Raw genomic sequence first — 11609 nt, forward strand, 5'->3', positions numbered from 1 at the left:
CCCCGAGCCACCCCCTGAGAGCGCCACATGACACCGCTTGGCAAAGCGACATCCGCGGTCATCGCATTGACCCTGATCATCCTGGTGTTCGCCAACCGGGCCGGCTTCACCGGCCTGCCGTTGCCGCCGTTCATGCGCCAGGCAGAGCAGATCACGATCGATGCGCGCGGCGGTCCACCTTGGACGGTCGAGGGGCACGGCTGGCGATACACGGTCGAGTCTGTGGTGCGGACCACCAGCGAATGGCAATTCAAGCGGCGGCCGTCAATCACCGTGACCGCTTATGTCACCCGGACCGTCGCCAGCGACTTTTCCCGGATGGAGTACCTGTTGAGCGATCATGCCACGGGTGCGGCCCTCGACGGCGTGCCGTTCCAGGGCGGCGGCAACGGTGACCCGCCACTGAACCAGCGCAGCAAGCTGGTGCACGTGGTGTGGGACACCGATCCACCGGCCAAGCGCCTCACCATCACGCTGCACGACTTTCACTGGCCCGACGGACAGGACCTGATTTTGCGCGACGTCCCGGTGTGGTCAAACCCCGCTTAGGAACGCCACGGGCGAGTGCCGACCGTGGTGAGCCGTTGCGTGGCACGCGACAGCGCGACATAGAGCGTGCGCGGGCTGTCCACGAGCCCCGGCTCGGCAAGCACGACCCCGTCGTACTCCATGCCCTTGGCCGCGAGCGCGGTCACCACGCTCGTCCGCTCGTCGAGCTGCAGCCAGCTCGCGATCAGGTCGCGCAGCCGCGCGTCCGGCGCGATGATGCCGATCGTGCCCTCGACCTCGCCGCGCATCCGCTCGACCGCCCCGCGCACCGCTTCGCGCAGCTGCCCCGGCGGCACGAGCACATCCTCGGGTGGCACGCCGGTCGACCGCACCGCCTTGGGCAGCGGCAGATCCGGCGACACCTTGCGGATCACCTCGGCCGCGACCTCGAAGATCTCGGCGGAGTTACGGTAGTTGGTGGTCAAGCGGTGGTGGTGCCGGGCGCGCCCGCCGATGGCCTCGTCACGCGCCCGCATGGGCTCCTGCGGGTTGCCGACCCACGCCGACTGCGCCGGATCGCCGACGATGGTCCAACTGGCCGCGTGGCCGCGCCGCCCGATCATGCGCCACTGCATCGGCGTCACGTCCTGCGACTCGTCGACGACCACGTGGGCGAAGTCGCGATAGTCGGCCGGCCGCTCGACCCGTGCCTGCTGCTGCACCGTGCCCAGCACCTGCGGCGTCTTGGACCGGCGCCGCTTGGGCTTGGGCTGCGACCCGACCAGCTCGGACAGCTCGTCAAGCAGCGGGATGTCGTCGATGCTCGGGTCGCCCGCGATGCTTGCCGCCAGCCGCCGCTGCTCCTCATGGGACAGTGTGCCGTCGGCGTAGCGGCGCAACCGGCGCGGATCGGCCAGCCAGCCAAGCACGTCGTGCGGGGTGACCAGCGGCCACCATCGCCGCAGGAACGCCCGGAAATCCTCGTGATCGGACAGTTCCTCGTCGAACCGGCTCTGCTCGATGCTGCCGCGCATCTGCGGGTAGAGAGCGTCGAGGATCTCGCCGAAGGCGCGGGCCCTGATCTCGTTGCGCCGCTGTCCGCGCCCGACTCGCCGCCGGATGTCCTCAGTCTCCTTTTTGGACAGTACCAACCATTCGCCGCGATAACGGATCCGAAGCCCATCGGGCACGCCCGGCGGCGCGTCCTCGGCCGCCCGGCGCAGCACGCGGCGCATGCGCAGGCTGCCCTTGATCGCGCGCACGGCGGCTGTCTCCTCGCGCGTGGCGTCGAACCCGACGACGAGCTGTCCGAGCGAGCGCAGCGTCGCCGACTCCTCGCCCAGGGCCGGCAGCACGGTCTCGATGTAGCGCACGAACACCGGGCTCGGGCCGACGATCAGCACGCCGCCGCCCGCGAACCGGGCTCGGTCGGTGTACAGCAGGAAGGCTGCCCGATGCAGCGCCACGGCGGTCTTGCCCGTGCCGGGCCCGCCCTCCACGACCGTCACCCCGCCGGCCGGCGCGCGGATCGCGAGATCCTGCTCGTGCTGGATGGTGGCCACGATGTCGCGCATGCCCGTGCCCTTGGCCCGGCTGAGCGCGGCCATCAGTGCGCCGTCGCCGACCACGCGGATCTCGGGCCCGGCCGCTGCCGGGTCCAGCAGGTCGTCGTCGAGCGCGGTGACCTTCTCGCCGAACGAGGTGATCATGCGGCGCCGGATCACACCCTGCGGCTGCGCCGCCGTGGCGCGATAAAACGCCGCCGCGGCCGGGGCCCGCCAGTCGATCAGCAGCGGCTCGCCATCCTCGGCGCGCACGCCCAACCGCCCGATGTAGCGCGGCTTCGGCGCCCCCTCGGCCTCTGTCTCAGGCGCGTGTGTTTCACGGCCGGCGCCTTCGTCGGGCCGGGTGTCTGCCTTAGCGGGCGCGCCTCTTTCCGGGCGCGTTTCTAGCTCAGGTCGTGCGCCTTCCTCAGGTCGTGCGCCTTCCTCAGGTCGTGCGCCTTCCTCCGGGCGCGTGTCGGATGCGACCGCCTCGGGGTGCATGTCCAGGCGGCCGAAGACCAGGCCCTCATGCTCGGCGTCGAGCGTGTGCCGGCGCCGGGCGGCGTGGAACACCATCGCGTCGCGCTCGACCAGGGAGCCGAAGTTGCCGACCTTCGCCAGCTGGTATCCCTCGGCCTCGGCGCGCAGCGCGTCGCGCTTCAGCTGCGCCAGCCGCTCGTAGACCCGGTCGACGTGCTTTTGTTCGAGCGTGATTTCGTCGTGAAGGATGGAGTCGGTCATCAGCTGGACGCCATCGCCTGCTTGGCACGCGGCTTGAGCAGCCAGGTCGTGAAGATGTCGGCGACGGCCGCGAGCACCAGCGCCGCCAACGAGAAACCCTTGAGCCAGCGCTCGGCGGCCTCGCCCACCCAGTAGATGGCCCAGAGCGTGCCGAACGCCCACACCAGGCCGCCCCCGGCGTTGGCCCTCAGAAACTTGCGGTAGGGCACGCGCAGCGCGCCCGCCATCGGGCCGGCCAGGATGCGCAGCAGCGCGACGAACCGTCCGAAGAAGACGGCCCACACGCCCCAGCGGGCGAACATGGCCTCGGCGCGGTCGATCTGGTCGGGCCCCAGGTGCTTGGGGAAGCGCCGGCCCAGCCGCGCGAGCAGCGGGCGGCCTCCGCGGTGGCCGACAGCGTACCCAATCGAATCTCCGATGATGGCCCCCAGAGCGGCGGCGATCGACACGCCCCACGGGCTGCCCGCGCCCTTCACCGCCAACAGCGAAGCACTGACCAGGGTAATCTCACCTGGAAGGGGGATGCCCATGCTCTCCAGGCCGATGATGCCGCCCACAATCAGATAGATGACCAGGGGAGGGAAGCCCTGCAGCCACTCCGACACATGTTCCACTAGGCGTCCCCTCTACCGGCCCAACCGGTGAAAGATACCCGATGCGGGCCGCCCTCCGCCCGATGAGGAGTGAACCCGACCGAACTCGCCACGATCACCCGGCGAGAGTGACCCGCATGACATCTATGTGCCTTCTCTAGCTCCTGACGCGAAAGTATTCCTGTGAACGCAGTTACCGAGGTGCGTCGTGGCCCGGCCGAGGCCCTGTCCGACCTGCTCGCGGGCAATCGGCGGTTCGCCACGGGCCGGCCCCGTTATGGCCATCACGTCGCCAACGCCGCGGCGAATTCGCGCGTGCAGCAGCCCTACGCCGTCGTGGTCGGCTGCATCGATTCTCGTGTGCCGCTCGAAGCGGTCTTCGACCAGAACTTCGGCTCGATCTGTGTGGTGCGGTCCGGCGGGCACGTGCTCGACCAGTCCGTCGTCGGCTCGATCGAGTTCGCGGTGACCGAGCTGGGCGTGTCCCTGATTGTCGTGCTTGGACACGAGCGGTGCGGCGCGATCGCGGCCACCGTGGAGGCGCTGCGCACCGGCAAGGTGGTCAGCGGCCCACTGGGTTACCTGGTCGATCAGATCGCGCCGGCCGTGGTCGCCGCCGGGCTGGAAGACCCTGACGTGCACGCCAAAACCTTGCGCGAGCACGTCTCCCGCACGGTCACCCGCCTGCGCGGCGTCGACCGCCTGGCCACCGCCGACGCCGAGGGCCGCGCCCACGTCGTCGGCGCTGTCTACGATCTCGACACCGGCGTCGTGACGGTCCTTAACCCATAGGCGTGTCGCGGGGATACCGCCGGTCGGATGGCGCAGCAACCGGTGATTCCGGACGCTGTGCCTCCGGCGGCGCCGCCTACGGTCTCGACACCGGTGTTGAGACCGTACTCAACCCGTAGCGGCATGCGCATGGCACGCGTGCGAAACCCCGTCGTGGGTGCGGCGCATGGCGCGCATGCGAAACCCCGCCGCATCACCGCGGCGGGGTCAGTCGGCTTGACTGCTGCGGCTCAGGCCGCTGCCTCGAAGACGCCGGCCTCGACCAGGCGCTTCTCGGTGACGTCCCAACCCTGGGTCGGGTAGGTCTCGTTGAGGGTGACCAGCTCGGCGCGGATCTTCGGGCCGTGACCGGCGCCGGTGAGCACCCGGATCTCCTCGACGAAAGCCTCGGAGCTGGTGCTCAGGTGGGCGGTCTTGCCATTGGTGAGATTGCGCACGTAGGCGTGCTTGCCGTTGTTGAGCGGGATGATGTATTTGAACTCGCCCAACACGCTGAGAGCGCCGTCTTTTCCAGCCTGTCCGGCCCGGACTGAGGCGCGCGCGGTCTTGGAGGTGTTGCTCGCCACGAAAGCGCTCCTTGCTCAAAAAAGTCGAGGATTGACCGGCCAACTTTACCCGACCAACGGCCGAGGGAAAAAGTTCGTACGGGTTTTGGCGAGTCACTGGCGTCACGTCTACCTAAGCAGTCATCATGGGCTGACACAACTGACTGACCAAACCGATGCCAGGGCGTAGGGGAAGACGCACCTGTCGTCCGGGAGGTCAAACGAGTGCCCACGCGTGGCGTTGTATACGTCCACTCGAGCCCGCTCGCGCTGTGCCAGCATGTCGAGTGGGCGATTTCCCGTGCGCTCGGCGCGGCGGTCAGTCTGCCCTGGACAGCCCAGCCCGTCGAGCCCGGAGCGCGCCGCGCCGAGGCGGGCTGGACGGGCCGGCCGGGCACGGCCGCGCAGATCGCGGGCGAGCTCAAGCAGTGGCCGATGATCCGGTTCGAGGTGACCGAGGAGCCGAGCGCGGGTGTCGACGGCGAGCGGTTCATGCACGTGCCGGGGCGCGGGCTGTTCCGTGCCACGACCGGCGCGGCGGGCGACATCCAGCTCGGCGAGGACCGGCTGCGCGTGCTCATCGCGCAGTCACGCTCACCGGAAGCGCTCACCTTCGCCCTGCATACGGCGCTCGGCACGGACTGGGATAACGATCTTGAGCCGTACCGGTACGCCGCCGAGGGAGCGCCCGACACCCTGTTGACCCGCGCGGGTTGACCCGTTCTACGGTGAGGTGAGCCGGCCTGCCGGAGCAGACAGTCCCGCTCCAAGAGGCCCGCCGTCTGCCATTTTTGTAGTGCGCTGCGGCGGCTCCGTGTCCCCGGCCAGCGTGAGGCCAGATCCGTGCGCCGCAGCCGCGACTCCTCGCTGCGCAGGTGGTCGATCAAGCGATGCGACGCGACCCGGATCAGCCAGCCGCGCGGGCTGTCCGGCACGCCTTCGACAGGCCACTGCGTTGCCACGGCCGGCAGCGCCTCCGGCGTGGCGTCCAAACGCCGGGCGGCTTGAGCCGCCCGGCGTATGCGTTACAGCGGGATGTTGCCGTGCGCGCCGCGCGCCGCCGGGGCGTCCGCGAGGGTTTCGGCGAGGCGCTTGCGGGTCTCCGTGGGCTTGATGATGTCGTCCACCACACCGATCTCCAGCGCCCGGTTGACCCCGCCGGCCTCGGTCATCTGCTCCTCGATGAGCTTGGCGCGCAACGCCTCCCGATCATCGGCCGGGGAAGCCGCAAGCTTCTTGCGGTGCAGGATGTTGACTGCCGCCGACGCGCCCATGACGGCGATCTCGGCGGAGGGCCAGGCGTAAACCGCCGTGGCGCCAAGGGAACGCGAGTTCATCGCGATGTATGCGCCGCCATAGGCCTTGCGCGTCACCAGGGTCACGCGAGGCACGACCGCCTCGGCGAACGCGTGCAGGAGCTTCGCACCGCGCCTCACCACACCGTCCCACTCCTGCCCAAGGCCCGGCAGATAACCCGGCACGTCCACGAGCACGACCAGCGGTACCCCCAAGGAGTCGCACATCCGCACGAACCGCGCCGCCTTCTCCGCGCTCGACGCGTCCAGACACCCGCCCAGCCGCAGTGGGTTGTTGGCGATCACACCCACCGTGCGCCCGGCGAACCGGCCCAGCGTCGTGACGATGTTGGGCGCCCACTTGGCGTGCAGTTCCACCCCCGGCTCGTCGAGCAGCGCCTTGACCAGTGGCTTGACGTCGTATGCCCGCGAGGCCTCGGCGGGCAGCGTCGCCGCGAGATCCCGATCTTCGGCCACGTCGGCGGGCGAGATCCGCCCCTGCGAGCCCAGCAGCCGGGCCAACTTGCGCGCCTCGTCGATCGCCGACGCGTCGTCCTTGGTCGTGATGTGTACGACTCCCGACCGGCGCCCGTGCGGCTCTGGCCCGCCCAGCCGCTCCATGTCGACCTGCTCGCCGGTGACGCTCCGGACGACCTCGGGCCCGGTCACGAAGATGCGCCCCGCGCCCGCCATGATCACGATGTCGGTCAGCGCCGGACCATACGCCGCCCCACCGGCCGCCGGCCCGAGCACCACCGAGATCTGCGGCACCCGCCCCGAGGCCCGGACCATCGCCGCGAACACCTGCCCCACGCCGTCGAGCGCCACCACACCCTCGGCCAGCCGCGCGCCGCCGGAGTGCCAAAGCCCGATGACCGGTACCCGCTCGCGCACCGCGATGTCGATGGCGTCCACGACGTGCTTGCAGCCTTCGATGCCCATGGCGCCGCCCATGCGGGTGGCGTCGGTGGCGAAGGCGATCGCGGGCGTGCCGTCGATCTCGCCCCGCGCGCTGAGCACGCCCGAGTCGTCCTGGGTGATCAGCGTGCGCAGGGTCCCCTGGTCGAACAGTGTCCGCAGGCGCACCAGGGGATCGCGATAGTCCACAGTGGATTCTTCCACCGTCGCGGAGGTGATGGTCATGTAGGTCTCCCGATCAGGCTTGGATAAAGAGGAGCGCGACATTGTGTCCGCCGAAGCCGAACGAGTTGTTCAGTGCCGCGGGGATGGTCATCTGGCGGGCCTTGTGGGCCGCCACATCGAGGTTAAGCGCGTCGTCCGGGTCGTCGAGGTTAATCGTCGGCGGGATGACACCGTCGCGGATGGACAGGATGGTGGCGATGGACTCCAGCGCCCCCGCCGCCCCCAGCAGGTGACCGGTCATGGACTTGGTCGCGGTGAGCACCGGGTGGTCGCCGATCACCCGCAGCACGCCGACCACCTCGGCCATGTCGCCGACCGGTGTCGACGTGGCATGCGCGTTGACGTGCATCACGTCCTTGGGCGAGATGCCGCCGTCGCGCAGCGCCGCGAGCATGGCCCGCGCGCCGCCCTCGGCCTCGGGGTGCGGCTGCACGATGTCGAACCCGTCCGACGTCATGCCGGCGCCCGCCAGCCGGGCATAGACACGCGCTCCACGCGCGCGAGCGTGGTCTTCCCGCTCAAGCACGATGATCCCCCCGCCCTCGCCGAGCACGAACCCGTCGCGGCCCTTATCCCACGGGCGGGACGCCTTCTTCGGCTCGTCGTTGCGCGTGGACATGGCGCGCATCGAGGCGAACCCGGCGATCGGCAGCGGATGGATCACCGCCTCGACGCCGCCCGCGAGCACGACATCTGCCCGCCCCGCCCGGATCATGTCCAGACCCCAGGCGATGGCCTCGGCTCCCGTGGCGCACGCGCTGGTCGGCGCGTGCACCCCGGCGCGAGCCCGGTATTCCAGGCCGACGAACGCGGCCGGCCCGTTGGGCATGAGCATGGGCACGGTGTGCGGGCTCACCTTGCGCGGCCCCGACTGCTCCAGGATGTCGTCCTGGGCGAGCAGGGTGGTCGCCCCGCCGATGCCCGAGCCGACCACCACACCGAGCCGTTCCGGGTCCAGGCCCGCCTCGGCCAGGCCGGCATCGGCCCACGCCTCGGCGGCGGCGATGAGCGCGCACGCCTCGGAGCGGTCCATCCTTCTGAGCTTGATCCGATCGAGCTTTTCGCTGGGCTCGACCGCCAGCTGGGCGGCGATGCGGACCGGCAGATTCGCGGCCCACTCCTGGGTCAGCGGGCTGACCCCGGAGTGGCCGGCCAGCATCGCGTCCCAGGTGGAGGCGACGTCCCCGCCGAGCGGGGTCGTGGCACCCATTCCTGTGACGACAACGGCAGGCTTGGACACGACAAAACTCTTTTCTACAGGTTCTTCAGAACGAAGTCGGCTGCGTCACCAACGGTCCGCAGGTTCTGCACCTCGTCGTCCGGGATCTTGACGCCGAACTTCTCCTCGGCGGCGACGACGACCTCGACCATGGACAGGGAGTCGACGTCGAGCTCCTCAGTGAACGACTTCTCCTCGGAGACGTCGGCGGGGTCCACCCCGGCGACCTCTTCCAGGATCTCTGCCAGGCCGGCGATGACTTCCTCGCGGGTCATTTCTTTCCTTTCGATTTTTGTTGGTACCTGATAACTACGGGCAGCGGACGACCTGACCCGCATAGGTCAGACCGCCGCCGAAGCCGACGAGCAGAACGGGCGCACCAGACTTGATCTCGCCGCGTTCGATCATTTTGGACAGGGCGAGCGGGATGCTCGCCGCGGACGTGTTGCCCGATTCGACGATGTCGCGCGCCACGACGTCGGGGTTGACGCCGAGTTTGCGGGCGATCGGCTCGATGATGCGCAGGTTGGCCTGGTGCGGCACGAACCCGCCGAGCTCCGACGGCTCGACGCCCGCCCTCTTGCACGCCTCGATGGCGATGCCCGGAACCTGGGTGGTGGCCCAGCGGAACACCTTCTGTCCTTCTTGGACGATGTATGGCCGCCAGCCCTCGATGGCGATGGCCTCGCTCGGGTCGGACCCCCACACCACGGGTCCGACACCGGGCTCCTCGTCGTCACCGACGGCGGTGAGCACGGCCGCGCCGGCCGCGTCGCCGAAGATGACCGCGGTGGAGCGATCGGTCCAGTCGGTGATCTCCGACAGCTTCTCGACGCCGATGACGATCGCGCTGCGGGCCGCGCCCGCCCGGATCGCGTGGTCGGCGGTCGCCAGCGCGTAGGAGAACCCGGAGCACGCGGTGTTGAGGTCGAACGCGGCCGGGGCGGCGATGCCCAGCTTGGCCGCGACGCGACAGGCGGTGTTGGGGCTGCGGTCGGCCGCCGAGCACGTGGCCACGACGACGAGATCGATGTCCTCGACGGTCAGGCCCGACGCCGCGAGCGCCTTCTCGGCCGCGAACCCCGCCATGTCGGCGACTGTCTCGCTGTCGGCGATGCGGCGCTCCTTGATGCCGACGCGCGACTGGATCCACTCGTCGTTGGTGTCGACCATCTGGGCGAGGTCGTGGTTGGTGAGCACTCGCGACGGCTGGTAGTGACCGAACGAGAGGATCTTGCTGCCTTTGTTCATGAAAGCTCTCCGATGCGGGCAAGCGGCTGCCCGGGTGCGACTGGGTCATCGTGGTGCGCCAGCCATTCGATCAGGTGGCCCGCCTGGAGGGCGGTCACGTCTGCCGAACCCTGGCGGGTCACGATCTGCCCGATGAGCTGGCCCGCCTTGATCGGCGCGCCCTCCTCCAGGTCGGGCGCGGGCTGGAAGTTGCCGGCCCCGCCGGCGACGACCACGCGGAAGTGCAGGGTCGGCTCGTGTGATGGGTGCGCGCCGTGCCGCGCGATCAGATCGCGGGCGGCGGGCAGGTCGTCGGGTGTGTTCAGGGTGACGATCTCGGGCAGGTGGTCGCCCTTGAGCTCGCGCTTGATCAGCCCGGCCAGCGTGCCGGCGGGCGGAAGCTCGATGACGGCGGTGACGCCCAGGTCGGCCAGCGTGCGCATGCACAGGTCCCACCGGACCGGCGCGGTCACCTGGCGCACCAGCCGGGACAGGAGCTCGCTGCCTTCGGTGACCGCCGCACCGTCGGCATTGGACAGAAGCAGCCGGGCGGGGTGTGCCGGGATGATCCCACCCGCGACGGCGGTGAGGGCCTGTTCGGCCGGCGCCATGTAGGGCGTGTGGAAGGCGCCCGCCACCTGGAGGGTGATCACCCTGGTGCGGGCGGGCGGCTCGGCGGCGAACTTTTCCAGCCGCTCGCGAAGTCCGGCCGCCACGATCTGCCCCGCGCCGTTGCGGTTGGCCGGGTGGAGGCCGTGCTTGTCAAGCGCGGCAAGGACTTCGGCCTCGTCGCCACCGAGCACGGCCGCCATGCCGGTGGGCTCAAGGGCGCACGCGGCGGCCATCTCGCGCCCGCGCAGTCCGGCGAGCGTGATGGCGGCCTCGGGGGACAGGACCCCGGCGAGCGCGGCGGCGCCGAGCTCACCGACGCTGTGCCCGGCGACAACCGAGACATCGGCGATGGGCAGATGGTCGGCGGCCAGCAGGGCGGCGGCGATCAGTAGCGGCTGGGTCTTGGCCGTGTCCTTGATCTCCTCGGCGTCGGCCTGGGTCCCGAGGTGTACCAGATCGACGCCGGCCATGGCCGACCACCAGCGCAGCCTCGACTCGGCCCCATCGAGGCCCAGCCATGGAGTGAGGAAGCCTGGCTTCTGGGCACCCTGCCCAGGCGAGAGAACGGCAAGCACGTTATCCACCCTGAAGGATCTCGCTTGGACGCGCCTTGGTCACCGCTCACCAAATCCTCCTACGCCAGTTGTCGGAGTCCTACAAAGGCCCGCCCGCCGGCTCAAGTCTGCCCAGGGCAAGGGCTATGCGCAGGGTGAAGGCGTCGCGGGGGAGCAGGGGTGCGAATCCGGTCACTTCCGCGATTCGCCGGAGCCTGTACCGAACCGTATTCGGATGGACAAAAAGGGCACGAGCGGTGGCCTCAAGGGCTCCTCCATTGGCCAGGAAGGCGTCCAGGGTCTCCAATAGCTCGCCGCTCGCCTTGACGAGCGCGCCGTAGGCGGCCTGCCGCAGGATCCGCCGCGCCTCGCCATCGCCCGACAAGGCCCGCTCCGGCAGCAGGTCGTCCGATGGGACCGGCCGGGGCGCGTCGGGCCACGCGGGCGCCGCCCGGTAGCCGGCCATGGCTGAGCGCGCCGACTCCGTGGCCGCCTCAAGCGTGGGCACGCTCGGGCCCACCACGACCGGGCCCGGCCCATAGACGGTGAGCAATGATTTGGCTGCGGCTGCGATGTCTTTCGCCCCGCCGACCACGACCACGAGACGATCCCCGTGAACCCCGCCGAGCACCTCGAACTTGGCCCGCCGGGCCGCCCGGGCCACGGCGTGCAACACCGCGCTCGCCTCGCCGCCGGGGGACTTGCCAACCACCACGACCACGGGCGGCGCGTCGGTCCAGCCCAGCGCGGCCGCCCGGCTGGCAAGCACGTCGGCCGAGTCACCGCGCAGCAGCGCGTCCACCAGCAGGGCTTGCAGGCGCGCGTCCCACGCGCCACGGGACTCGGCGGCGC

Annotated in this window: 13 protein-coding genes; 4 read left to right on the forward strand and 9 right to left on the reverse strand. The window is 70.2% G+C overall.

Features of this window, described 5'->3' with window-relative positions:
- The first annotated feature begins 27 nt into the window (after window positions 1–27).
- Entirely contained in the window at window positions 28–549 is a 522-nt protein-coding gene (locus DM816_RS18430; protein ID WP_117211487.1) for a hypothetical protein, read from the forward strand.
- Here DM816_RS18430 and DM816_RS18435 read toward each other — a convergent pair.
- Window positions 546–2774: a HelD family protein gene (locus tag DM816_RS18435; RefSeq protein WP_246002023.1), complete on the reverse strand. Its 2229-nt coding sequence runs from the start codon at window positions 2772–2774 to the stop codon at window positions 546–548. The two genes, DM816_RS18430 and DM816_RS18435, sit on opposite strands and share 4 nt — an antisense overlap.
- Window positions 2774–3388 carry a DedA family protein gene (locus DM816_RS18440; protein ID WP_246002024.1) on the reverse strand — a complete coding sequence of 205 codons (615 nt, stop codon included), beginning with the start codon at window positions 3386–3388 and terminating at the stop codon, window positions 2774–2776. Before DM816_RS18440 ends, DM816_RS18435 begins: the two co-directional genes overlap by 1 nt.
- A 162-nt stretch (window positions 3389–3550) precedes the next feature.
- On the opposite strand from DM816_RS18440, the gene DM816_RS18445 reads away from it, so the two are divergent.
- Entirely contained in the window at window positions 3551–4159 is a 609-nt protein-coding gene (locus DM816_RS18445) for a carbonic anhydrase (protein ID WP_246002025.1), read from the forward strand.
- 230 nt (window positions 4160–4389) lie between these two features.
- Here the strand turns inward: DM816_RS18445 and DM816_RS18450 are convergent, their stop codons facing one another.
- The gene (locus DM816_RS18450; RefSeq protein ID WP_117211488.1) at window positions 4390–4725 is read right to left on the reverse strand and encodes a hypothetical protein; all 336 of its coding nucleotides are present in this window, start codon (window positions 4723–4725) and stop codon (window positions 4390–4392) included.
- Window positions 4726–4929: 204 nt separating this feature from the next.
- Between DM816_RS18450 and DM816_RS18455 the strand changes: the two genes are divergently transcribed.
- Together DM816_RS18455 and DM816_RS42680 are read left to right on the forward strand one after the other, a co-directional pair.
- On the forward strand, window positions 4930–5421 hold the full coding sequence (locus DM816_RS18455; protein ID WP_117211489.1) for a DUF3145 domain-containing protein: 492 nt from the start codon (window positions 4930–4932) through the stop codon (window positions 5419–5421).
- A gap of 126 nt (window positions 5422–5547) precedes the next feature.
- Window positions 5548–5712 carry a hypothetical protein gene (locus DM816_RS42680; protein WP_162907600.1) on the forward strand — a complete coding sequence of 55 codons (165 nt, stop codon included), beginning with the start codon at window positions 5548–5550 and terminating at the stop codon, window positions 5710–5712.
- A gap of 17 nt (window positions 5713–5729) precedes the next feature.
- On the opposite strand, the gene DM816_RS18460 is transcribed toward DM816_RS42680, so the two are convergent.
- The 6 genes from DM816_RS18460 to DM816_RS18485 form a co-directional block, all read right to left on the reverse strand.
- Window positions 5730–7142, reverse strand: a complete 1413-nt coding sequence (locus DM816_RS18460) for an acyl-CoA carboxylase subunit beta (protein WP_117211490.1) — start codon at window positions 7140–7142, stop codon at window positions 5730–5732.
- 13 nt (window positions 7143–7155) lie between these two features.
- Entirely contained in the window at window positions 7156–8382 is a 1227-nt protein-coding gene (gene fabF, locus DM816_RS18465) for a beta-ketoacyl-ACP synthase II (RefSeq protein ID WP_117211491.1), read from the reverse strand.
- A 14-nt stretch (window positions 8383–8396) separates the two neighbouring features.
- A complete protein-coding gene (locus DM816_RS18470) occupies window positions 8397–8636 on the reverse strand; it encodes an acyl carrier protein (protein ID WP_117211492.1) in 240 nt (79 codons plus the stop codon).
- Between the two features lie 34 nt (window positions 8637–8670).
- Window positions 8671–9612 (reverse strand): beta-ketoacyl-ACP synthase III, encoded by a 942-nt coding sequence (locus tag DM816_RS18475; RefSeq protein WP_117211493.1) that lies wholly within the window; start codon window positions 9610–9612, stop codon window positions 8671–8673.
- Window positions 9609–10778, reverse strand: a complete 1170-nt coding sequence (locus tag DM816_RS18480; RefSeq protein ID WP_117211494.1) for an acyltransferase domain-containing protein — start codon at window positions 10776–10778, stop codon at window positions 9609–9611. The genes DM816_RS18475 and DM816_RS18480 overlap by 4 nt, the downstream gene beginning before the upstream one ends.
- A 79-nt stretch (window positions 10779–10857) precedes the next feature.
- Window positions 10858–11609 (reverse strand): PucR family transcriptional regulator (locus tag DM816_RS18485; RefSeq protein WP_170318838.1); only part of this gene is annotated, 752 nt, incomplete at its 5' end.

It is taken from the genome of Allorhizocola rhizosphaerae (genome assembly GCF_003426775.1).
Classification (GTDB): domain Bacteria; phylum Actinomycetota; class Actinomycetes; order Mycobacteriales; family Micromonosporaceae; genus Allorhizocola; species Allorhizocola rhizosphaerae.